The sequence below is a fragment of the Nonomuraea sp. NPDC049421 genome (assembly GCF_040677005.1).
Classification (GTDB): domain Bacteria; phylum Actinomycetota; class Actinomycetes; order Streptosporangiales; family Streptosporangiaceae; genus Nonomuraea; species Nonomuraea salmonea.
Map to the genome: position 1 here is coordinate 39,084 of NZ_JBFAQA010000028.1, position 22,222 is coordinate 61,305.

Consider the following 22,222-nt stretch of genomic DNA (forward strand, 5'->3'; position numbering starts at 1 on the left):
CCCTTGCACATGTGATGGAAACGTTCGCGCAATGGTCACAGATTCGGCACTAAATGACCAGAATCGAGCACTTAACCGCCAGTAAAGTCGGCACACGTTCGTTCCCGACGCGATGGGTGGTAGCCCGTGAGCAGTGGAGTCAGCGATCTCGAATCGGGATCGGCACTCTCCGTCAGCGCCCGCCGGCCTGACGACACCGGGCAGAAGGCGTCCGGCCAACAGGCTGCGGCACGCCGTCGCCGGCGTGGCTACCTGCTGTTCGCCGCCTTCGCGATGCCCAACCTGGTGCTGATCGCCGTCTTCGCGTACTGGCCGATCATCCAGAACATCTACCTCAGCTTCACCACCTGGGACTTCATCTCGCCGGCGGCCGAGTGGGCCGGGTTCCTCAACTACCAAGCCCTGTTCAGCAGCTGGTCATTCCCCGACGTGCTGCTCCGCACGCTGGTGTGGGTGGTCGTCGTCGTGGTCGTGACCCTGGTGCTCGGCCTGGCGCTGGCGATGTTGTTCGCGCAACGCATACGCGGCACCACCTCGGTGCAGACGCTCGCCTTCGCCCCCCACGTGCTGTCCGGGGCGGCGATCGCGACCATCTGGCTGTTCATCTTCGACCCCAACCACGGCCTGAGCCGGCTGGTGTTCGAGGCGTTCGGCGCCACCTCGCCGGCCTGGACCAACGACGGCTCGTGGGCGCTGTGGGCGCTGATCATCGTCTCCATCTGGAAGGGTCTCGGCTTCGTCGCGATCGTCTACCTGGTGGGCATCCAGCAGATCCCCTCGGAGGTGCTGGAGGCGGCCAGGATCGACGGCGCCGGCCGGTGGACGCAGTTCCGGCGCATGATCTTCCCGCTGCTCTCCCCCACCACGTTCTTCCTGGTCATCACCCAGACGATCTCGGCCTTCCAGGCGTTCGACGTGATCGCCATGATGACCAGCGGCGGGCCCGCCCGCTCCACGACCACGCTGAGCTGGTTCATCTACGACGAGGCGTTCACCCGCACCAACGTCGGTGTCTCCAGCGCGGCCTCCATGATCATGTTCGTGGTGCTGATGGCGATCACCGTCCTGCAGTTCCGATTCGTCGAGCGGAGGGTTCACTACTGATGACGGTCATGCCGACCGCGGCGGCCACCGAGCCCACCCGCCACAAGTCGCCGGCCACCCGGCGCACGCCCTGGTGGGGCGTGCTCGGCCTGGTGGCCACCGCGCTGATCTTCCTCGTCCCGATCTACCTGTTCGTCACCACGGCGTTCAAGACCAACGAGGACATCAACAGCTGGCCGATGCGGCTGATCCCGCAGTCGCTGACGCTGGAGAACTTCGTCACCGCCTGGGAGCTGGCCCCGTTCGGGCAGTTCCTGGTCAACTCGGTCGTGGTGGCCGCGGTCGGGACGGTGCTGAAGGTGGTGCTCGCGGTCTTCACCGCCTACGCCTTCGCGTTCCTGCCCTTCCCCGGCAAGCGCTGGCTGTTCGTCTTCATGCTCGGCGCGCTGATGGTGCCCGGGCACGTGACGCTGCTGGTGAACTACATCACCGTGGGCCAGCTGAACCTGCTGAACACCTACGCCGGCCTCATCCTGCCGGGTGTGGCCTCGGCGTTCGGCACGTTCCTGCTCCACCAGTTCTTCCGGTCGCTGCCGTACGAGGTGCTGGAGGCGGCGCAGATCGACGGCTCCGGGCACCTGCGGACGATCTGGTCGTTCATCCTGCCGATGTCCCGGCCCGCGATCATCACGGTCGGGCTCATCGCCCTGATCGACGAGTGGAACAACTTCGTCTGGCCGCTGATCGTCACCAACTCGGTCAACATGCGGACGCTGCCGATCGGCCTGCTCTACCTCAAGGAGAACGACGGCATCAACGACTGGGGCGCCCTGATGGCCGGGACCCTGTTCGTCGTCCTTCCGGTGACCATCGTCTTCCTGCTGGCGCAGCGCTACATCGTCGCCGGCCTGGCCGGGAGCGCGCTGCGCCGATGAGCATCACGTACTTGAGAAAGGAAGCAGCGTGACGGGACCGAGTTTCAGCCGACGCCGGCTCCTGTCCGCCGCCACCGCGGCCGCGGCCGGCCTGGCGCTGAGCGCCTGCGCCGGCCGCAAGGAGGGCGACTACGCCCAGGTGAGCGGGCAGGTGCCGGACAAGTTCGCCCGCCGCGAGCGGGTGGTGCTCTGGAGCGCGTTCACCGCGCACAACGCCGAGGTCCTGCAGACGATCATCGACGGGTTCAACGACTCGCAGCAGGACATCTACTGCGAGATCCAGCTGTTCCCCGGCTACCCGGCGCTCGACTCGAAGCTGGCCGCCAGCTTCGCGGTGGCGCAGGTGCCCGACATCGTCACGCTCAGCGACGTGAACTGGAACCGCTATTACCTCGCTGAGGCGCTGGAGCCGCTGAGCGGCTACTTCGACGCGGGCTTCCGCCCCGACGCCTACCACCCGACGTTCCTCGCCGAGGGCACGATCAGGAACGAGATCTTCTGGCTGCCCTGGGCCCGCTCGACGCCGCTGTTCTACTACAACAAGGAGATCTTCGCCGGCGCCGGCCTGCCCGACCGCGGCCCCAAGACCTTCACCGAGCTGCGCGAGTGGGGACAGCAGCTCAAGGGCTACAAGCACAAGGGCGCGCCGATCAGGATGCGCGCCTACACCGGCAAGGACGACTGGTACTTCCAGGGCTCGTCCTGGGCCTTCGGCGGCGCGTACTCCGACGGCATGACGCCGATGCTGGAGTCGGAGCAGACGGTCGCCGCACTGGAGTTCGACCGGGCGTTCATCCACGACGACAAGATGGCCTATCTGACCAGCGACGTGAACGCCGACTTCGCGGCCGGCGTGACCGCGACCATCTGCAACTCGACCGGCGCGCTCACATCGCTGCTCAAGGCGGCCACGTTCGAGATCGGCGCGGCCTTCCTGCCCGAGCAGGACCAGCCGGGCGTGCCGACGGGCGGCAGCGGGCTGGCGATCATGCGCAACGCGAACAAGGAACGCAAGCAGGCCACCTGGGAGCTGGTCAAGTACCTGGCCGCCACGGGTGCGCCCGAGTGGAGCCTCAACACCGGCTATCTCCCGGTGACGACCAGCTCGCTCGACTCGCCGAAGATCAAGGAGCGCAACGCCAAGTCGCCGCAGTACCAGGTGGCCCAGGACCAGCTGAGCCGGGCCCGCCAGGCGGACGTCATGCGCCGCTACGTCAACGAGACGATCTCCGAGATGCTGATCGTCCTGCAGAAGGTCTACTCCGCCAACGCCGACCCGGCCGAGACGCTGCGCGAGGCGATGCGCAACCTCGACCCCGCCGTCCAGCGGGTGATGCCGAAGTATCACCGGCTGGTGGCGCCCTGATTTCGGACCTCTCGTGCCGCCGCTCCGACGGCCGCCCCCACGGGACGTCACGGACAAAGAGAAGAAACGAGGAAGGAAGATCGTGGCATTTGCCATCGTCGGACACCGCGGCGCCATGGCCGAAGCACCCGAGAACACCATCGCGTCCTACCGGGTGGCCGAGGAGGTCGGGGTCGACGAGCTGGAGACCGATGTCCGGATCAGCGCGGACGGGCAGCTGTTCATGCTGCACGACGCGACGCTCGACCGGACCGCCGCCGGGCCCGACGGCAAGGACCTGGGGCCGGTCGCGGAGCTGACCTGGGCGCAGATCAGCGCGGTGGACGTGGGCGGGGGTGAGCGGGTGCCCACGCTGGAGCAGATGTATCAGGCGACGACCAGGTTCGTGCAGCTGGAGATCAAGGACCTGGCCGCCATCGACGGCCTGACCGACTTCTTCCCCAAGCATCCCGAGTACGCCGAGCGCACGATCCTCACCGGCTTCTCGGTCGAGGCGATGGCCACGGTGGCCGAGAGGCTGCCGGACATCCCGCGCGGCATCATCGTCTCGAAGTGGACCACCGCCGAGGCCCACCCCGGCGGCTACCGTCAGCTGCTCAAGGACACCGGCTCCAGCCGGATCCACAGCGGCGGCGAGGGGCTGACCGCCGACGTCGTCAGGCGGCTGCACGACGAGGGCTTCCCGGTGCACGGCTGGCCCACCCGCACCGAGGACGACCTGCGCCACTGGATCGAGCTCGGCGTGGACGGCACCACCGGCGACGACCCCCGCACGCTGCAGCGCTGGCTCGCCGAGGCACTGCGTTGACCGTGAGGACGGCCGGGATGGAAGCGGTGCTGTTCGACATGGACGGCACCCTCTTCGACAGCGAACCCCTCTGGGACGTCAGCCTCGCCGACCTGGCCGCCAGGCTCGGCGGCGAGCTGCGGCCCGAGATCCGCCGCCAGGTGGTCGGCAAGAACCTGCGCGACACCGCCCAGCTCCTCCACGACGACCTGGGCATCGCGGCGGACGCCGCGGAGTCGGCGGCGTGGCTGCTGGAACGTACCAGGCAGCTGTTCGCCCTCGGCGTGCCGTGGCGGCCGGCCGCGCAGGCCGTGGTCGAGTCCGTACGCCGGCGGGGCATCCCCACGGCGCTGGTGACGTCGAGCCACCGCGTCCTGGTGGACGAGGTGCTGGCCAAGCTCGATCCCGGCACGTTCGAGGTCGTGGTCTGCGGCGACGAGGTGAGCCGGCCGAAGCCGGACCCCGAGGCGTACCTGACGGCGGCGCGGCGGCTGGGCGTCGATCCGCGCGGCTGCGTGGCGCTGGAGGACTCGGTGCCCGGCGTCGCGTCCGCGCTGGCCGCGGGCTGCCTGGTGGTGGCCGTGCCCGAGGACGGCGCCGCGCTGGGCGACGGTCACGGAGCGGTGGTGGCCGAACTGGAGAGCGTCACCGTCGACGGGCTGACGTCGCTGCTGGCCGCCAGGGTGGGCTGAGCACGTTCACGGCGCCGCCCCCGGCCGGGGCGGCGCCGTAACGCTGCCGTGTGCGCGGGCGATTCTCAGATGGCCGATCGCGGTCATCGGGCGACGGGTCAAGCCATGAGAATCGTTACAGGCGCTCTGCTCGCCAGCAGCAGCCACGTGATCGCCGGCGCCACCTGCGTCACAGCTTGAGCAGCAGCTCGGTGAGCTCGGCCGGCATGGTGATCATGCAGTCGTGTCCCGTCGGCAGCTCCCACACCTGCGCGGAGGCCGGGACAGGCCGCCGCTCGATCCCCTCGGGCACGCCGGCCACGCAGTGGATGTGGGTCTGCGGGATGAGGCGCAGGGCCGGGTCGGTCAGCCGTACCGGCTGCACGAAGCAGCCCACCGGCTGGTCCGTCAGCATCTCCCGCAGCCACGCCGCGTCGGCCGGGTCGGTGACCCCGAACAGCCCCATGGGCGGCATCTCGGGCATCGGCGGCACCAGCCAGCCGGGCTCCGTCTCGGCCGCGCGGTCGATGAGCGCCTGCGTCATGGGCTGCACGTCCACCGCGCTCTCGCCGTCCTCGGGGACCATGGCGTCGAGGTAGACGAGCCGGCCGACGCGCTCGGGCACGCGGTCGGCGGCGGAGGTGATGACCAGCCCGGCGTAGCTGTGGCCCACCAGGATCACGTCTGTGAGGTCCTGCTCGGTGAGCAGGCTCACGATGTCATCGACGTGGGTGTCCAGCCCCACCTCCGGGCCGCGCAGGTGCGCTTTGTCGCCGAGACCGGTCAGCGACGGCGCGAACACCCGGTGCCCCGCCTCGGTCAGCAGCGGGACGACCCGCTCCCAGCACTGCCCGCCGTGCCAGGCTCCGTGGACCAGTACGTACGTCGACATGCTCGATGCTCCTCGCTCAGTCTGCGGTTCTCGTGCAGGACACGAGGTTGCCGGGCACGCGGTGACACGACCAGAGCCCCCGTCATCCTGGGGGCGGCAGGGCCAGGCACGGCCTTGGGGCAGCACGTACCGTGGGGGTCATGAACCTTCTGGGCGATTACGTACGCGCTCGCCGGGAGCTCGTCACCCCTGACCAGGCCGGCATCCCCGCCACCGGCGTGCGGCGGGTGCGCGGGCTGCGCCGGGAGGAGGTCGCGTTGCTCGCGGGCATCAGCACCGACTACTACCTGCGCCTCGAACAGGGCCGCGACCGCAACCCCTCGCCGCAGGTCCTCGAGTCGCTCGCCCGCGCGCTGCTGCTCGACGACGACGCCACGGCCTACCTGCTGCACCTCGGGGCGAAGCAGCCCGGGCGGCGACGGCGGCGCGCCCGCAAGGAGACCGTGCCGCCGGGGGCGGCCAAGCTGATCGGCACGATGCCGTTCCCCGCGTACGTGGAGGGCCGCTACTTCGACGTGCTGGCCGCCAACGCCCTCGCCACCGCCGTGTCACCGCGGCTCGTGGCGGGCCGCAACCGGCTGCGGGACATGTTCCTCGATCCCGCCGAGCAGGCCCTGCTCCCCCGGTGGGAGGACGGCGCGGCGGGCATGGTCGCCGGGTTCCGCAAGTCCGTGGGCACCGACACCGACGACCCCCGTTTCATCGAGCTGGTCGGCGAGCTGTCGCTGGCCAGCCCGCTCTTCGCCCGGCTGTGGGCCCGCCACGACGTCAACACGTGCGCGGGCACGCCCAAGAACCTCGACCATCCGCAGGTCGGCGAGCTGTTGCTGAACCGCGAGCGGCTGAGCCTCGCCGGCGCGCCGGGCCAGACGCTCGTCGTCATGCACCCCGACGCCGGCACCGACAGCGCGGAGAAGCTGTCCCTCCTCGCCTCCCTCTGAGCCGCCGCCTGGAGAGAGGCGGCCGGGCGGCGGCTCGCCTCCGCCGAGTCGGGTGTCAGGCGGACGCCGGTAGCTTCACCACGCGGAACTCGACCGGGCGGCGCAGCCGGAAGCCGAGGCGTTCGTACAGGCGGATCGCGCCGGTGTTGGTGTCGGCGGCGTGCAGGAACGGCTGCTCGCCGCGCTCCTTGACGCCCGCGACGATCGCGAGCACCAGCCGCCGCGCCAGCCCCTGACCCTGGTGGGCGGGGTCGGTGCAGACGGCGCTGATCTCGGTCCAGCCGGGCGGGCGGAACCGCTCTCCGGCCATCGCCACGAGGGCGCCGCCGCGGCGGATGCCGAGGTAGACGCCCAGCTCGACGGTGCGGGGCAGGAACGGTCCCGGCTGGGTGCGCGCGACGAGGTCGAGCATCTCCGGCACGTCCGCGGGCCCCAGGCGTACCACGGCGTCGTCGTGGGCTCCGGCGACGTGCTCGCCGGTGAGCTGGACGCCGGGGATGAGCATGGACTCGGCCACGTCGGCGGGCGGTGCGGGGGCAGGGCCGGTCATCACCACGGTGCCGTCCGCGCCGGCCAGCGCCGCCGCGTCCGCCCAGTCGGCGTGGCCCGGGTCGGGCGGCAGCGACACGAACGGGGAGACGTCGAGCGGGTAGCGCAGCACCCTGCCGCGCTGTTCCGTGAGGTGGGCGTGCGTTCCGAGCAGCGCGGCGCGTACCGGGTCGTCCAGGGGATCGGCCGGCGGGGAGGCGTGGAGCGCGTCGCAGGGAGAGGTGGGCGCGGTCATGCAGCGACCCTATCGGGCGTTATACGATCATGAATCGCCACATATGCCCCTGCGAGAGCGCATGAGCAGGACCCCTCCCCCGCCGCCCCGCTCGGCACATTCACGGCAAAGCCAGCAAGACCTACCCGTTTGATCGGATTTCTCATTACATTCGTTGTCATGCGTCACGCGACCGTATTCCCCCTCGCCATCGCCGGAGGTGTACTGCTCACGCTGATGACCCAGGCCAACGCGGTGCTCGCCGGTTACACCGACCCCCTGTACGCGTCCTGGGCCGCCCACGCGATCGGCGCCCTCGTGGCCGCGGCCCTGGTGCCGGTCTTCGCCCGCCGCGCACCGGCCCCGGGCCCCGACGACGGCCGCCCGCCCCTCTGGTACCACCTGGGCGGCGTCCCCGGCGCGCTCGTCGTCGTGCTGTCCGCCATCGCGGTCAACAGCGAACTGGCCCTGGCCGGCACGGTCGCGCTGATGCTCACCGGCCAGATGATCTTCGGCACGGTCTCCGACCACCTGGGCCTGCTCCACACGCCCCGCCGCCGCGTCACCGGCATGGACCTCGCGGTGGCCGGCTGCGTGCTCGCGGGCAGCGTCCTCATCGTGGCGGGGGCGTGAGCATGGTCTTCCTCGTCTCTCTGGCGCTGCTCAACGGCGTCCTCATCGCCACCAGCCGCACGGTCAACGGCCGGCTCGGCACCCACAAGGGCGCCTTCCGCGCGTCGGTGTGGAACCACGTGGTCGGCTTCGCCTTCCTCAGCGCGGTCCTGCTCGTCCTGCGCACCTGGCCCGTCGTCACGGACACGCCCGTCGCCGCGTACGCGGGCGGGGTGTTCGGCGCCCTGTTCGTCGCGGTCAACAGCTACGTCTTCCCCCGGCTCGGCGCGATGACCGCCTCCGTGCTGGTGATCAGCGGCCAGGTGCTGTCGGCCGTGGTCATCGACTGCGTCCAGCAGGGCGCGCTGCCCGCGCCGATCCGGCTGGCGGGCGTGGCGCTCGTCCTCCTGGGGCTCGCCCTGCCCCGGCTCCGCCGCACCCGGGCCGAGAAGGGCTGACCTACCACCGCGCGATCCTGCGATAACCGTGACCAAGAGCGTGCCCGTCGCTAAGCTTCATGCCGCACATCTTTACGTACGGCGACATATCCATTACTGAGAGCAATGGCGAGGCAGATGAGACTTGGAGACCGGCTGCGGTACCGGTTCGACCGGACCATGGACCGCGGCACCCCCGCGCTGATCGGCTGGCTGGGGCTCGCCTCGCTCCTGCTGATCGCCCTCGTCACCATCCTGGTGGTGTCGCTGACCGACTCCGACACCGAGGAGAACGGCGGCTGGGCCGGCGTGGCGTGGATGAGCCTGCTGCGCACGCTCGACCCCGGCACGATGGGCGGCGACCAGGGCAGCGCGGTCTTCCTCGCGCTCATGCTGCTCGTCACGATCGGCGGCATCTTCCTCGTCAGCGCCCTCATCGGCATCCTCACCACGGGCCTCGACAAGCAGATCGCCAAGCTCCGCAAGGGCAGGTCCAGGCTCATCGAACGGGGCCACACGATCGTGCTCGGCTGGTCCGACCAGGTGTTCACGGTCATCAGCGAGCTGGTCAAGGCCAACCAGAGCGAGCGCAGGTCGTGCGTGGTGGTGCTCGCCGACGAGGACAAGGTGGACATGGAGGAGGAGATCCGCGCGCGGCTGCCCGGCACCGGCAAGACCCGCGTCATCTGCCGCTCCGGCAACCCGCTCAACCGCGCCGACCTGGAGCTGGTGAGCCCCGACACAGCCAAGTCCATCATCGTGCTGCCGCGTTCCGGCGCCGACGCCGACATCGACGTCACCAAGACGCTCCTGCTGCTGAACAACCGCGCCTGGCGGCCGCGCCGGCCGCACGTCGTGGCGGCGGTGCAGGACGGCGAGAACCTCGCCGCGGCCAAGCTCGCCGGCGGCCCGTCCGCCCTGGTGGTCGACGCCGACGACATCGCCGTACGAATGGTCGTGCAGTCGCACCGGCAGGCCGGGCTCTCCACGGTCTGCACCGACCTGCTCGACTTCGCGGGCAACGAGCTCTATCTCCGTACGGATCCCGCCCTGGCCGGCGTCACCTTCGGGGCGGCGCTGCACATCTACGAGCTCGGCATCCCCATCGGCCTGCTGACCTCCGACGGCCGCACGCTCGTCAACCCCGACATGGACACCCCGATCAGAGCGGGCGACCAGCTGATCGTGCTGGCCGAGGACGACCTGCTGATCCGGCCCACCACGAAACGGGCGCCGATCGTCGACGAGGCCATCGTGGCGGCCTTCGACCAGCAGGCGAAGCCCGACCGTACGCTGCTGATCGGCTGGAACGCCCGCGGCAACAAGATCATCGACCTCCTCGACCGGCTGGTCGAGCCGGGCTCGGAGGTGCACGTCGCGGTGCCCGTACGTCCTGACGAGGCGCTCGACCGGCCGCGGACGAACCTGACCCTGCACCACAAGCCCTGCCGCACCACCAACCGGCCGTCGCTGGAGAGCCTCGACCTCGGCTCCTACCAGCACATCATCGTGCTGTCCCACGACGACGTGGAGCCCGGCCACGCCGACGACCGCACGCTGGTCACGCTGCTGCACCTGCGCGACATCGAGGAGCGGCTGGGCGACCCGTTCTCGATCGTCACGGAGATGAACGACGACGACAACCGCGAGGTCGCCCAGGTCACCAAGGCCGACGACTTCATCGTCAGCAGCCGCCTCATCAGCCTCCTGCTGACCCAGCTCAGCGAGAACCGCCACCTGCACGGCGTCTTCGCCACGCTCTTCGACCCGTCGGGCTCGGAGATCTACCTCAAGCCCGCCTCCTCCTACGTACGGCCGGGCGTCGCGGCGAACTTCGCCACCGTGCTCGAATCGGCGCGCCGGCGCGGCGAGACCGCCATCGGCTACCGCCTGCACGACCACAGCCAGGAGGCCCCGGCCTACGGCGTGCGGCTCAACCCGCCCAAGGACGCCGAACTGGTGCTAAAGGCGCACGACAGCGTCATCGTGCTGGCGGAGAGCTGAGATCCCGGTACGCCGCCGCGCCCGTCGTGGTCGTCGGCCCTGGCCACCAGGTCGGCGGCGAGCGTACGGGCGAACTCCGATCAAGCCAGTAGAAATTGTTGGCTCGGTCTCTTCGACCCCATCACGCCGACGCCCCCCGGTCGAGCCGCATGCACATGAGGGCGTTCTCATCCGGACCTCACCTAGGTCCAACCACCGGCGTTCATGGTGGAGCACAGTCGAGAGATGAGGAGCATGCGGTGGTGCGAGGACTGCGGTGGCGGCTGCCGGTGATCGCGATCGTTCTCGCCCTCGCCGACGCTCCTCTGCCGGCCATCTGGCCGGACGCCGGCTCGTCGTCCGCGACGGTCCTGCACGTCGCCGCGTACGACGACGATGACGACGACGGCAGCGACGATGATGACGACGACGGGGAGAACGCCGCACCACGAGCCCGCATCGGCCGCGAGCGCCCTCGTGGCGGCACGAGAACCGGCACGGGCAGAAGCCTGCGCGGTGCCCAGCAGCCACACAGAAGGACCGAAAACGACAAGCCACCCCCGAAGGCTCCCTCCCCCCAGACCTCCAAGCCCACAAAACCAGAACCCGACACCACAAAACCCGAACCCCGCACAACAGGGGCAACACCCGACCTCGCAAGACCAGAACCCGACCTCGCAAGACCAGAACCCGGCTTCGCAGAACCAGAGCCCAGCACCGCAAGACCGGAGCCCGGAGCGACCGGGCCAAGCCCCGGCGCGACAAACCTGGAGCCTGGCACCACTGACGCAGCCAGCGCAGCCCGTAACGGCAACCTCCCCCACGACTCGCAGAGCTCCGCCACCGACCACCCATCGACGGCCCTGATCGCACTGACGGCCATCGCGGGCACAGCCGGCATTCTGGGCGGAACCTACTGGCTGATGACCAGGCTGCCCACACACGCCGCTCCCCTGGGCCGCCCAGCTCTCACGGCTTCCCCGAACGCACCACCCGCCCGCATGCACCCGCCGTCACCAACCCAGGCCACAGACCAGGCCGCGGACCAGGCAGCAGACCGGGCCGCGTTCACAGCAGCGATGGCCACGTTCACCCGCGCCCGCCACCCCGACCCAGGCTGGCGCTGGCAACGAACGCGACACAGACAGTAAGCAGGCACCCGGAAGCCACACCGCCGCATCTCGCCAAGGGCCCAGAAGCCGCCCACCCCCCAGCCCCCACCAGACGACCGCAGACCGACCCACCCCCGCAGGACGACCGCACCCCGACCGGAGGCACGCGGGACGACCGCACACCGGACGACCGCACCCCGACCGGAGGCACGCGGGACGACCGCACACCGGACGACCGCACACCGGACGACCGCACCGAACGGATCATCCCGTGAGCGCTCTCAGGGGGTTAGGACAAGTTTGCCCTGGAGGTGGCCGGTGTCCAGGAGGCGGTGGGCGTCGGTGACGCGGTCGAAGGGGAAGGTTTCCTGGACGTGGACCCGGAGGCGACCTTGGGCGGCGAGGTCCGCCAGGCGGTGCAGGGCGATCGGGTCGGGTTCCACGGCGATGCCGCTGAAGCGCATCCCGGCCGCCTCGTAGGCCGTCGCGAGCACGGTGTCCTCCTCGGCGACCGCCGTCACGAGGTGGCCGCCGGGGCGCAGCACGCCGAGCGACCGCTCGACGGCGTCGCCGCCGATGGTGTCGAGCACCACGTCCACGTCGCGGACCTGCTCGGCGAAGTCGGTCGTCGTGTAGTCGATCACCTCGTCGGCACCGAGTTCCTCGGTGAACGTCCGCTTGCTCCCACTGGCGGTGGTGATCACGTACGCGCCGAGCGCCTTCGCGATCTGGATCGCGACGTGCCCGACGCCACCGCCGCCGCCGTGCACCAGGACGCGGTCGCCTGCGGTCACGCCGCCGACGTCCACGAGGCCCTGCCATGCCGTCAGCCCGACGACGGGCAGCGCCGCGGCCTCGACGTGCGAGAGCGCGGCCGGCTTGGGCGCCAGGTGCAGTGCGGGGGCGGCGACGAGCTCGGCGTACGCGTTCGCCGCCCGGGGGAAGAGCGGCATGCCGAACACCTCGTCGCCGGGCCTGAACCGCCAGCTGAGCGACTCCTCGACGACGCCGCTGACGTCCCAGCCGAGGACGAACGGCGGCGCGCCGAGCAGCGGGAACTCCCCTGCCCGCAGCCGCGCCTCCAGCGGGTTCAGCCCGACCGCCTCGACCCGGACCAGCACCTCGGTCGGCATCGCCCGAGGCGCGGGGGCCTCTTCGAGTGTGAGCACTTCAGGGCCGCCGAGCCGCCGCTGGGTGATGACGCGCATGATGACTCTCCTGCCTGTAGCCGTAGGTGGCGGAATCAACGCTAGGTATCCGATAGGAACCGCCAGGTACCTTTGGCTCCATGAGCGGTTCCTGCGATTTCTTCCTCGCCGACTGCCCGGGGCGGCTGGCGGTCGAGCTGATCGCCGACAAGTGGACGGTGGTGGTGCTCGCCGGTCTCAGCGCGGGCCCGGTGCGTCACGGCGAGCTGGTCGAGCTGATCGGCGGGATCTCCCGCAAGGTGCTCACCCAGACGCTGCGGCGCCTCGAGTCGCACGGGCTCGTACGGCGGCAGGCGTACGCGGAGGCGCCGCCCCGGGTCGAGTACGAGCTGACGCCGCTCGGGGCGACGCTGATCGAGCCGATCCACGTGCTGACGGAGTGGGCGCGCGAGCACGGCGACGCGGTCCTCGACGCCGTCTCCGCCCAGCCGGTCGCCCGCCACGGCTGAGGTTCGGGCTCCCGGCCGGATCGCAATAATTTCTATATCCCGGAAGAAGCGACGAAGCGCTTCGTCAAGGTTTACAGTGCGTCCCGACCGAGGGGGCGCCATGGAGTTCGGAATACTTGGTCCGCTGGCGGTGTGGCGCGACGGTGCGCGGCTCGATGTGGGCACGCCCAAGTCACGGGTGCTGCTGGCGGTGCTGCTGTGTCATGCCAATCACCCGGTGTCGCAGGATCAGCTCGTCATGGCGCTGTGGGGCAACACCCCGCCGAAGAGCGCCACCAAGAACGTGCAGACGTACATCCACCGGCTCAGGCGGCGGCTGGGCGCGCCGGACCTCGTCGTCCGCCAGGACGCCGGCTACCTGCTGCCGGTGGCCATGGAGGAGCTGGACGCGACGCGGTTCGAGGAGCTGGCCGGCGCGGGGCAGGCGGCGGAGGCCGCGGGCGACCTGACGGAGGCCAGCCGGCTGCTGCGGGAGGCGCTCGACCTGTGGCGCGGGCCCGCGTTCGCGGGGCTGGTGGACGTGCCGATGCTGGCCGCTGAAGCCACCCGGCTGGAGGAGGTCCGCCTGTCGGTGCTGCAGTCGCGGATCGCGGTGGACCTGCAGCTGGGCCGGCACGCGGGATTGCTGGGCGAGCTGACCGCGCTCACCGCCGCGTACCCGCTGCAGGAGCGGTTACGAGCGCAGCTGATGCTGGCGCTGTACCGGTGCGGCCGGCGGGCCGACGCGCTCGCCGAGTACGCCCGCGCCCGCGCGATCCTGGTCGAGGAGACCGGCCTCGACCCGGCCGAGGAGCTGCAGGACCTGCATCACCGGATCCTCACCCAGGACCCCTCGCTCGACCTGGAGCCGCGCGGCACGACGCCGCCCGCCGAGCCGGCCGAGGAGCCCGCCGAAGCGCCCGCCCAGGTCACGGTGACGGCGACGCAGGCGGCTCCCACCCCGGCCGAGCTGCCGCCGGACATCGCGGACTTCACGGGCAGGGACGACGAGGTGCTGCACCTGACCGACGTCCTCACCAGGCCGCGGCCCGGCACCGTCGCGATCGCCAGCATCGCGGGCATCGGCGGCCTGGGGAAGACGACGCTGGCCGTGCACGTCGCGCACCGCGTCGCCGAGCGCTTCCCCGACGGCCAGCTCTACGCCGACCTGCGCGGCTCCTCCGCCGACCCGGCCCGCCCCGAGGACGTGCTCAGCCGCTTCCTGTTCGCGCTCGGCGTCAGCACCCACGGCATCCCCGAGTCCCTGGAAGAACGCGTGGCGCTCTTCCGTAGCTGCATGGCGGGCCGCAGGATGCTCATCCTGCTCGACAACGTCGCGGGCGAGAAGCAGGTGCGGCCGCTCCTGCCGGGGGCGCCTGGCACGGCGGTGCTGCTCACCGGACGGGTCCGGCTGGTCGGTCTGGAGGGCGCGAGCCTGCTGGAGCTGGACGTGCTGCCCGCGAGCCAGGCCATCGACCTGCTCAAGCGCATCGTCGGCGACGACCGTGTCAAGGACGACATGGACGCGGCTCTGGAGATCATGCGGCTGTGCGGGCGGGTTCCGCTGGCGGTCCGCATCTCGGCGGCCAGGCTGCTCAGCAGGAGGCACTGGAGCCTGTCGCACCTCGCCGGCGTGCTCGGCGAGGAGCGCCACCGGCTCGACGAGCTGGTGGCGGGCGACCTCGACGTGCGCGCGGGGTTCGAGCTGAGTTACCGGATGCTGCCCGCCGGCGCGCAGCGGGCCTTCCGCCTGGCCGGGCTGCTCGACGCGCCCGACTTCACCTCGTGGGCGGTGGCTGCGCTGCTCGACGTCTCGGTACGCCAGGCCGAGCGCGAGCTGGAGACCCTGGTCGACACGCATCTGCTGGCGCAGACCGGCCCCGACGAGACCGGCCGGCTCAGGTACCGCTTCCACGACCTCATCAGGCTGTACGCCCGCGAACGCGCCCACCGTGAGGACCCCGAGCCCGAGCGTCAGGCCGCGCTGCAGCGGGCCCTGGGCGCGTGGCTGGCGCTGGCGGAGGTCGCGGCGGAGCGCGTGCCGGGCTCCTGCTACGCCGCCATCCACAGCGAGGCGCCCCGCTGGCGGCTGCCCGCGCGGATCTCGGGCCCGCTGGTGGCCGACCACATGGCCTGGTTCGGCGCGGAGCACGCCGCGCTGATGGCGGGGGTCGCGCAGGCGTGCGAGGCGCGGCTGACCGAGCTGGCGTGGGACCTCGCGGGCTCGACCGAGAAGTACCTCAACGCGCGCGGCCTGTACGACGGCTGGCAGCGGATGCACGACCAGGCGCTCGCGCTCTGCCGCGAGACCGGCGACAGGCGCGGCGAGGGCGTGCTGATGCGCGGCCTGCTGGAGGTCACCACCTGGAACTCGCCGCCCGGCCAGGGGCCCGCGATGATCAGGATGCGGACCGGCGCCACCCGGCTCCTCGACCTGTGGACCGAGCTGGACAACCCGATCGGGATCTCCGACGCGCTGGCCAGCCTGGCCTGGAGCATGACCGCCGACGGGAACGGCAGCGCGCAGGCGCTCGCTTTGGCCGAGCGGGCCCTGCGGACGGCCGTCGAGGCGGACTACCTCGGCGGCCAGGCGCGGGCGCTGCACGTGATGGCGATCATCCACGGCGAGGACGACCCGCAGGCGGCGCACTCCGTCCTGGAGCGGGCGACGAAGGTCGCCGAGGCCCTCGGCAACCCGCACTACAGGACGACCATCATGCAGTTCCTGGGGGCGGCGAAGGCGTTCTGCGGCGACTTCGCCGGCGGGCAGGAGCTGCTGGAGAGGTCGCGGGAGATGGCCCGGCGGGCGAACTACCGCTACCAGGAGACGTTCTCGCTGCTGTATCTGTCCAAGCTGTACGCGGCCATCGGCGACGAGCGGGCCAGGGCCACCGCGGAGCTGACGCTGGCCTACAGCGAGGAGGGCAACTACGGCCACTACGTCGCCGACTCGCTCGCCATACTCGGCCGGCTGGACCTGGCCGAGGGGAACGTGGCCGGCGCCATCTCCACCCTCGAACGCTCGGTCGCGATGTGGCGCACGCGCGGCTGGGTGCCGTACCTGGCGCACGCGCTGAAGGACCTCGGCGACGCGCACGGCGCGGCGGGCGACCACGGCACGGCCAGAGCCGTCTGGGAGGAGGCGAGGAGCCTGTTCGAGGGGATCGCGCACGAGAAGGGCGTGCGGACGCTGGACGCCCGCCTCACCCGCACCCCGGCCAAGACCGACTGACGGCCGATGCCCGCTCCGGCAGGTTCCCGCGCCCACGCCGGTCAGTGGCCCGCGCCCACCTCCGCGCCCGCCTCCGCGCCCACCTCCGCGCCCACCTCGGCTAGTGGCCGGCGGCCGTCCCCGCGCCCACCACGGCGACGGGGCAGGGGGCGTGCTGGAGGAGGTGGCGGGCGAGGCCGTCGTGGGCGGCGGTGGCGCGGCGGACGACCATGAGCGTGGCCGGTGCGTGGCCGGCGGGTTCGATCCGTACGCCGGGATGTCTCGCCGACCATTCCGTGAGGTCGCTCTGGGCGGCCAGCCCGACCTGGCGCAGGAGCGCCTCCTGGCCGGCGAACTCCAGGACGGCGGCGCCCGGCTCGGGGTCGGCCACGACGACGGGCCCTGGGCTGGGCGCGAGGGGCAGCGGCCCAGGGCCGCGGACGACGATGACGGGGCAGGCGGCGTACAGGGCGGTGCGGTCGGCGACCGAGCCCACGACCGCCCGCGGCAAAGCACCGAGTCCCCGCGAGCCGACCACGACGAGCTCGGCGTCGCGGGAGAGCTCGATCAGGCGTTCGGCGGCCGGCCCTTCGTACAGGTCGGTCTCGGCCTTGACGTCGGCGCTGGTGTGCCGGGCGCAGTCGGCGCCGTGCCACACCACGTGCTCGGCCGCCTTGCGCAGGTGGGACTTGGCCTCCTCGTCCGCCTCGCCGTACGGCCACTGCCAGGCGTGCGCGACCAGCAGCGGCAGGTTGCGCAGCTCGGCCTCGTCGAGCGCCCAGTCGAGGGCCTGCATGGAGAAGTCGGAGCCGTCGTAGCCGAGCACGATGTGTCCGCCCATCACGCACCTCCCCCGGTCACAGCAGCGGCGGGACGCCGATGAGGTCGTCGTCGTCGTAGGTCACGTCGCAGGCCACGTCCACCACGCCCTCGACCGCGCGGACGGCCTCGGTCAGCGCGATGGCCTGCGACCTGCGGCGCACCCGCCCGCCGATCCGCACCACGCCCGCGTCCACCTCGACGGTGAACGAGCCGTCATCCGGCAGCACGGCGCGTACCTCACTCTCCAGGTCGGCGGCCGGCCGGGTGAAGACCCGCAGCACGTCGCGCTGGTGCAGGGTGCCGACGACCCGGCCGGTCTCCGAGTCGACCACCGGGAGCTGCTTGACGCGCTTGGCGTGCATGAGCCGCGCCGCGCCGCGTACAGGGGTCTCGGGGGTGACGGTGATCGCCGGCGAGGTCATCAGCTCGCCCGCGGTAACCCCTGCGGCCTTGTCGTGCTCGTGCCGCTGCCTGCGCGACTCGAAGATCGACACGCCGTGCCGTACCGGATCGACCTCCTTGAGCAGCAGGTCGTCCTCCGAGACCACGCCGATCGGCCGCCGCTCCGCGTCGATCACGGTCACCGCGCCGACCGCGTACCGTCTCATCGCGGCCACGATCTCCGCGAACGTCGCGTCCGGCAGGACGGCGATGGCCACCCGGCCCATGACGTCCTTGACGGGGATCGGCATGACGTCACCTCTCCTTCAGCGCTTCCCGCCGGGAAGGACGGGTTCAAGGTGGAACATTCCGGTCATGACCTCGCCCGGCCCGTCCTCCGGCCTGGCGCGCCCGGCCACGGCCGCCAGCACGTCCCTGGCCGTGACCAGCCCGATCAGCCCGTCGTCCGACAGTACGGGCACGGCGTCGCAGCAGGTGTCGAGCATCAGGGCGGCGATCCTGGGCAGCGGCGCGTCAGGGCGTACCCGGGGCAGCGGCACGCGCTGCAGCAACGACCGCACGGGACGGGTGGACTGCTCCTCCGGGCTGCCCGACCAGGAGGCGGCCAGGAGTTCGCGGGTCAGGATGCCGAGCACGTGCCGGTTCTCCACGACGGGCAGGTGGTGCACGTCGGCCCTGCGCATCAGCTCCCATGCCATCAGCGGCGACTCGTCCGGCGTGACGACCACCAGGACCCTGCTCATCACCTGCGACGCGGTCAGCGACTCTATGTTCATGACCCCCTCCTTCCTGCTCTCACCCTCCCCTGTCGCAGGCCCCGGCGCCCGGGTAGGAAGTCCCGCGGGCGACCGCCTTTGGTCCCATGCTCACGCCGGTGGGCGCACCACCGCCACGGTGCCGCGCGCGTGGTGCAGCACGCCTCTGCTGACCGAGCCGAGCAGCAGCGCGCCGATCGCGCCCCGGCCGTGGGAGCCGACGACCACGAGGTCGTACGGGGTGGCGGTGAGGGCGTCCACGGGGTGCGCGCACTGGATGTCCATGACGGTGGGCACCTCGGGGTGCTCCGCCTGCCACCGCTCGGTGCGGGCGCGGACCAGCTCCTGCTTGGCGGCGCGGACCTCGTCCACGTCGTAGGAGATCTCGGGCGCGAACGCGTGGACCGGCACCTCCCACGCGTGGACCAGGTGGAGCGTGGCACCGCGCAGGGCGGCCTGCTCGAAGGCGTACGCGATGGCCGGTTCGCAGCTCTCGGAGCCGTCGACGCCGACGGCGATCTCAGCCGTACGCTCGTCCGTACGATCATCTGGGCCGTCACGCACCACGACCACCGGGCACGACGCCTGCCCCGCCACCTTCATCGTCACCGACCCGAGCAGCGCCCTGGTGAAGCCGCCGAGCCCGCGGTCGCCGACGACCAGCTCGTCCGCGTCCCGCGCCTGGTCCATGAGCACGGCGGCGGGCGTCCCGTCGACGACCCGCGTGATGACGGGCACCTCGGGCTGCCGGGCGCGCGCGATGGCCTCGGCCGCCTCCAGCACCTCCGCCGCCGCGCGCCTCAGGGCCTCGTCCAGCTCGGGGACGTCGGCTCCCGCGATGACGTAGGGCCCGGGGACGGCCACCCCGATGATGGCGTAGGGCCCGCGGTCGAGCGCGTGCACGATACGCAGCTCGGCGCGCTTACGCAGGGCGTCGTCGGCGGCCCACTCGACCGCCGCGGCGGCGGGAGCGGAGCCGTCGGTGCCCACGATCACGAGACCGCTCATCCGGGTCCCCTCACCGGAGGCGTTCCCGGCAAACGCGGCTCGGGGCAAGCATGGCGCGGCCGAGCCTTTACCATCCCGTGAGGCTCGCGGCTCCGCCTCTGGGCAGCCGGACCGCGACGGGTACTCACCGGGAGGCAGGCGATGAGCGATGGCCGGGCCGTGCTGGTCGGCTACGACGACTCCCCCGCCAGCAGGCACGCCCTGACCTGGGCGGTCGAGGAGGCGCGGCTGCGCAACCGGCCCCTGCTCGTCTGCCACGCGCTGCACTGGCCGTACGCGCTCAGGCCCGTCTCCGACGAGGTCATGGCGCAGATCGAGCAGGTCGCCCGCGGCGTCGTGGAGGACGGCGCCCGCCGCGCCCGCGAGCTCGCCCCCGAGCTGGACGTCAGGCCGCTGGTGAAGCCGGGCACCCCCGCCGCGGTGCTGCTGGAGAGCGCGCACGAAGCGGAGATCACGGTGCTGGGGTCGCGCGGGCAGGGCGGGTTCGAGGGCCTGCCGGTGGGGTCGGCCGCCGTCCAGGTGGCGGCGCACTGCTCGCGGCCGGTCGTCGTCATCCCGTCCCAGTTCGAGGGCCGGTCAGGACAGGACGCGCGGATCGTGGTCGGCCTGGACGGCTCGCCCGCCGCCCTCGCGGCCGTCGAGTTCGCGCTGGACGAGGCCGCGCTGCGGCTCGGCAGCGTGACGGTGCTGTGCTGCTGGAACGACTGCGGTTCGGCGTCGTGGCCCGAGCCGCTGCCGTTCGTGGACTCCCGGGCGCTGCGGGCCGGCGCCGAGGCGCGCTTCCACCAGGTCACCGCGCATCTGGCGCGCAGGCGGCCCGACGTGCCGGTAGTGGCGCGGTTCGTCACGGGACGCCCCCAGCGCGCCCTGCTCGACGCGACCAAGGACGCGGCGCTGCTCGTGCTCGGCAACCGGGGCAACGAGTCCCCGCCCTACCTGCTGCTCGGGCAGGTCACCCAGAGCGCGCTGCTGCACGCCTGGTGCCCGGTCGCGGTCACCCCGGCGACCGTCATGCGACCGCGCATCCCGCCCGACTGACGTACTGAGCCCGGCTGACGTATTGAGGAGTGAGCACGTGAGCGGACCCATCGTGGTGGGCGTGGACGGCTCCACGCCTGCGCACACGGCCGTTGAGTGGGCGGCCGCCGACGCCCGGCGCAGGCGCCTGCCGCTGCGGCTCGTGCACGTGTGCGAGCAGAAGCGGGGCGCCGAGGGGCTCAAGTACTGCGCGGGCACGCTGGAGTCCGCCGCCGACCGGGCCCGGGCGGCGGGCGCCCTGGAGGTGGAGACCGAGCTGCTCGGGGGAAACGTGGTCGAGGCGCTGCTCGGGCAGGCGGTGACGAGTGACTGCGTGGTGCTGGGCAGCCGGGGCGTGGGCGGGTTCGCGGGGCTGGCGCTCGGCTCGGTGAGCCTCGCCATCGCGGGGCACGCCGAGGGGCCGGTCGTCGTCGTACGGGCGAGCGCCGCCGCGCGCGAGCACGGCAGGATCGTGGTGGGCGACGACGGCTCCGCGGCCGCCGACGGGGCCATGCGGTACGCCGTCGCGCAGGCCAGGGCCCGAGACGCCGGGATCCTCGCCGTGTACGCCTGGTCGCAGCCCATCCTGGCCACCTACGGCCCGCAGTTCGCCGACCTGTTCACCGACTCCTTCGAGGAGGACCGCGCCGCCGCGCAGGAGCGGCTCGCGTCCTGGGCGCGCGAGTACTCCGACGTGCGCTTCGACGGCTCGCAGGTGCATGCGCACCCGGTCGCCGCTCTCGCCGACGCCTCCGCCTCCGCCGAGCTGGTCGTGGTCGGCTCGCGGGGCCGCGGCGGCTTCACCTCCGCCGTCCTGGGCTCGGTCAGTCACGGCCTGCTCCACCACGCGGTGTGCCCTGTCGCGGTGGTACGCCCCCGCCAGGGCTGAGGCTGGGCTGCGGCGGGGGTCAAGGCTGGTCTGCGGCGCCCGGGCCGGGGACCACGGCCACCGGGCAGTGGGCCCGGTGCAGGACGCTGTGGCCGACCGAGCCGAGCCGGTTCGCGGGCAGCCCGCTGAGGCCCACCGAGCCGACCACCACGAGGTCGGCGGTGCGGGAGGCCGCCGACAGGGCCGCGATGGGGTGTTCGAAGCTCATCGACACCGACAGCTCGACGCCGGGGTGCGCCTCGCGCCATTCGGCGAGGCGGCGGGCGATGTCGTCGCCGTCGTCCACGATGAGCGGGCCGAAGCCGACGGGGTGCGGGGCGGCGGGCGGGCAGCGCAGGCCGTGCAGCGCGTGCAGGCGTCCCTGGCGGGCGACGGCCTGCTTGGCGGCGTACTCCAGGGCGCGCTCGGCCGCCGGCGACCCGTCGTACCCGACGACGACCTCGCCGGTGGGCGCGCGGGGCAGCCGCCTGACCACGACCACCGGGCACGCGGCGTGCGCGGCCAGGCCGAGCCCGACCGAGCCCAGCACCAGCCCGGCGAATCCGCCCAGCCCCCTGCTGCCCGCCACGACGGTGTCGGCCGTCTCCGACTCGGTCACCAGCCGTTCCGTCACCGCCCCCGTCACCAGCGCGGTCGAGATCGGCGTGTCCGGCGCCGTGTCGCGGGCGTGGGCGGCCGCGCCGGCCAGCATGCTCTCGCAGCGGGCGGTCAGGGTGTCGGTCTCGACGGAGGCGTCCATCGGGTGCTCGGCGCACCAGGGTTCGCGTACGTGCACGATCCGCAGGTGCAGCCCCCGGCGGGCGGCGTCGGCGGCCGCCCAGCCGAGCGCCGACCACGCCGGCCGCGAGTCGTCGAACCCGGCCACGATGGATGCGGGCATCATGCGCCTCCTCCCCGAGGCGGTGCGTGCGCGGCGTCCCTTGCGGAGGCCCCGGATCG

Annotated in this window: 22 protein-coding genes; 13 read left to right on the forward strand and 9 right to left on the reverse strand. The window is 72.1% G+C overall.

The window, feature by feature from the left end:
* The first annotated feature begins 126 nt into the window (after nucleotides 1–126).
* The 5 genes from AB0K18_RS37105 to AB0K18_RS37125 all read left to right on the forward strand — a co-directional run bounded on the left by AB0K18_RS37105 (nucleotide 127) and on the right by AB0K18_RS37125 (nucleotide 4,824).
* Complete coding sequence (locus AB0K18_RS37105; RefSeq protein WP_364924283.1) at nucleotides 127–1,104, forward strand: sugar ABC transporter permease; 978 nt, start codon at nucleotides 127–129, stop codon at nucleotides 1,102–1,104.
* Nucleotides 1,104–1,979, forward strand: coding sequence for a carbohydrate ABC transporter permease (locus AB0K18_RS37110; protein ID WP_364924286.1), 876 nt, complete (start codon nucleotides 1,104–1,106; stop codon nucleotides 1,977–1,979). Before AB0K18_RS37105 ends, AB0K18_RS37110 begins: the two co-directional genes overlap by 1 nt.
* A gap of 28 nt (nucleotides 1,980–2,007) precedes the next feature.
* Nucleotides 2,008–3,345 (forward strand): ABC transporter substrate-binding protein, encoded by a 1,338-nt coding sequence (locus AB0K18_RS37115; protein WP_364924289.1) that lies wholly within the window; start codon nucleotides 2,008–2,010, stop codon nucleotides 3,343–3,345.
* Between the two features lie 82 nt (nucleotides 3,346–3,427).
* Nucleotides 3,428–4,153 (forward strand): glycerophosphodiester phosphodiesterase family protein, encoded by a 726-nt coding sequence (locus AB0K18_RS37120; RefSeq protein WP_364924291.1) that lies wholly within the window; start codon nucleotides 3,428–3,430, stop codon nucleotides 4,151–4,153.
* Between the two features lie 17 nt (nucleotides 4,154–4,170).
* Nucleotides 4,171–4,824, forward strand: a complete 654-nt coding sequence (locus tag AB0K18_RS37125) for an HAD family phosphatase (RefSeq protein WP_364924294.1) — start codon at nucleotides 4,171–4,173, stop codon at nucleotides 4,822–4,824.
* Between the two features lie 169 nt (nucleotides 4,825–4,993).
* Here AB0K18_RS37125 and AB0K18_RS37130 read toward each other — a convergent pair whose 3' ends face one another.
* The gene (locus AB0K18_RS37130; protein WP_364924297.1) at nucleotides 4,994–5,695 is read right to left on the reverse strand and encodes an alpha/beta hydrolase; all 702 of its coding nucleotides are present in this window, start codon (nucleotides 5,693–5,695) and stop codon (nucleotides 4,994–4,996) included.
* A 140-nt stretch (nucleotides 5,696–5,835) separates the two neighbouring features.
* Here AB0K18_RS37130 and AB0K18_RS37135 point away from each other — a divergent pair, with 140 nt between their 5' ends.
* Entirely contained in the window at nucleotides 5,836–6,636 is an 801-nt protein-coding gene (locus AB0K18_RS37135) for a helix-turn-helix transcriptional regulator (RefSeq protein WP_364924299.1), read from the forward strand.
* Between the two features lie 55 nt (nucleotides 6,637–6,691).
* Here the strand turns inward: AB0K18_RS37135 and AB0K18_RS37140 are convergent, their stop codons facing one another.
* Nucleotides 6,692–7,420, reverse strand: coding sequence for a GNAT family N-acetyltransferase (locus tag AB0K18_RS37140; protein WP_364924302.1), 729 nt, complete (start codon nucleotides 7,418–7,420; stop codon nucleotides 6,692–6,694).
* 159 nt (nucleotides 7,421–7,579) lie between these two features.
* Between AB0K18_RS37140 and AB0K18_RS37145 the strand changes: the two genes are divergently transcribed.
* The 3 genes from AB0K18_RS37145 to AB0K18_RS37155 all read left to right on the forward strand — a co-directional run bounded on the left by AB0K18_RS37145 (nucleotide 7,580) and on the right by AB0K18_RS37155 (nucleotide 10,452).
* Nucleotides 7,580–8,032, forward strand: a complete 453-nt coding sequence (locus AB0K18_RS37145) for a DMT family transporter (RefSeq protein ID WP_364924305.1) — start codon at nucleotides 7,580–7,582, stop codon at nucleotides 8,030–8,032.
* Nucleotides 8,033–8,034: 2 nt separating this feature from the next.
* Entirely contained in the window at nucleotides 8,035–8,469 is a 435-nt protein-coding gene (locus tag AB0K18_RS37150) for a DMT family transporter (RefSeq protein ID WP_364924569.1), read from the forward strand.
* Between the two features lie 117 nt (nucleotides 8,470–8,586).
* Nucleotides 8,587–10,452: a potassium transporter TrkA gene (locus tag AB0K18_RS37155; protein WP_364924308.1), complete on the forward strand. Its 1,866-nt coding sequence runs from the start codon at nucleotides 8,587–8,589 to the stop codon at nucleotides 10,450–10,452.
* 182 nt (nucleotides 10,453–10,634) lie between these two features.
* On the opposite strand, the gene AB0K18_RS37160 is transcribed toward AB0K18_RS37155, so the two are convergent.
* On the reverse strand, nucleotides 10,635–10,964 hold the full coding sequence (locus tag AB0K18_RS37160; RefSeq protein WP_364924310.1) for a hypothetical protein: 330 nt from the start codon (nucleotides 10,962–10,964) through the stop codon (nucleotides 10,635–10,637).
* Nucleotides 10,965–11,824: 860 nt separating this feature from the next.
* Entirely contained in the window at nucleotides 11,825–12,751 is a 927-nt protein-coding gene (locus tag AB0K18_RS37165) for an NADP-dependent oxidoreductase (protein WP_364924313.1), read from the reverse strand.
* A gap of 80 nt (nucleotides 12,752–12,831) precedes the next feature.
* Between AB0K18_RS37165 and AB0K18_RS37170 the strand changes: the two genes are divergently transcribed.
* Nucleotides 12,832–13,200, forward strand: coding sequence for a helix-turn-helix domain-containing protein (locus AB0K18_RS37170; RefSeq protein WP_364924317.1), 369 nt, complete (start codon nucleotides 12,832–12,834; stop codon nucleotides 13,198–13,200).
* Between the two features lie 100 nt (nucleotides 13,201–13,300).
* Entirely contained in the window at nucleotides 13,301–16,411 is a 3,111-nt protein-coding gene (locus AB0K18_RS37175) for a BTAD domain-containing putative transcriptional regulator (protein WP_364924320.1), read from the forward strand.
* A gap of 100 nt (nucleotides 16,412–16,511) precedes the next feature.
* Here the strand turns inward: AB0K18_RS37175 and AB0K18_RS37180 are convergent, their stop codons facing one another.
* The 4 genes from AB0K18_RS37180 to AB0K18_RS37195 all read right to left on the reverse strand — a co-directional run bounded on the left by AB0K18_RS37180 (nucleotide 16,512) and on the right by AB0K18_RS37195 (nucleotide 19,377).
* Nucleotides 16,512–17,231: a universal stress protein gene (locus tag AB0K18_RS37180; RefSeq protein ID WP_364924323.1), complete on the reverse strand. Its 720-nt coding sequence runs from the start codon at nucleotides 17,229–17,231 to the stop codon at nucleotides 16,512–16,514.
* Between the two features lie 16 nt (nucleotides 17,232–17,247).
* Nucleotides 17,248–17,904: a CBS domain-containing protein gene (locus AB0K18_RS37185; RefSeq protein WP_364924326.1), complete on the reverse strand. Its 657-nt coding sequence runs from the start codon at nucleotides 17,902–17,904 to the stop codon at nucleotides 17,248–17,250.
* 15 nt (nucleotides 17,905–17,919) lie between these two features.
* Complete coding sequence (locus tag AB0K18_RS37190; protein ID WP_364924329.1) at nucleotides 17,920–18,390, reverse strand: CBS domain-containing protein; 471 nt, start codon at nucleotides 18,388–18,390, stop codon at nucleotides 17,920–17,922.
* 90 nt (nucleotides 18,391–18,480) lie between these two features.
* The gene (locus AB0K18_RS37195; RefSeq protein ID WP_364924331.1) at nucleotides 18,481–19,377 is read right to left on the reverse strand and encodes a universal stress protein; all 897 of its coding nucleotides are present in this window, start codon (nucleotides 19,375–19,377) and stop codon (nucleotides 18,481–18,483) included.
* A gap of 141 nt (nucleotides 19,378–19,518) precedes the next feature.
* Here AB0K18_RS37195 and AB0K18_RS37200 point away from each other — a divergent pair, with 141 nt between their 5' ends.
* Both AB0K18_RS37200 and AB0K18_RS37205 read left to right on the forward strand, forming a co-directional pair.
* Nucleotides 19,519–20,415, forward strand: a complete 897-nt coding sequence (locus AB0K18_RS37200) for a universal stress protein (protein WP_364924334.1) — start codon at nucleotides 19,519–19,521, stop codon at nucleotides 20,413–20,415.
* Nucleotides 20,416–20,452: 37 nt separating this feature from the next.
* On the forward strand, nucleotides 20,453–21,283 hold the full coding sequence (locus tag AB0K18_RS37205) for a universal stress protein (protein WP_364924337.1): 831 nt from the start codon (nucleotides 20,453–20,455) through the stop codon (nucleotides 21,281–21,283).
* A 19-nt stretch (nucleotides 21,284–21,302) separates the two neighbouring features.
* On the opposite strand, the gene AB0K18_RS37210 is transcribed toward AB0K18_RS37205, so the two are convergent.
* A complete protein-coding gene (locus AB0K18_RS37210; RefSeq protein WP_364924340.1) occupies nucleotides 21,303–22,166 on the reverse strand; it encodes a universal stress protein in 864 nt (287 codons plus the stop codon).
* Nucleotides 22,167–22,222 lie beyond the last annotated feature (56 nt).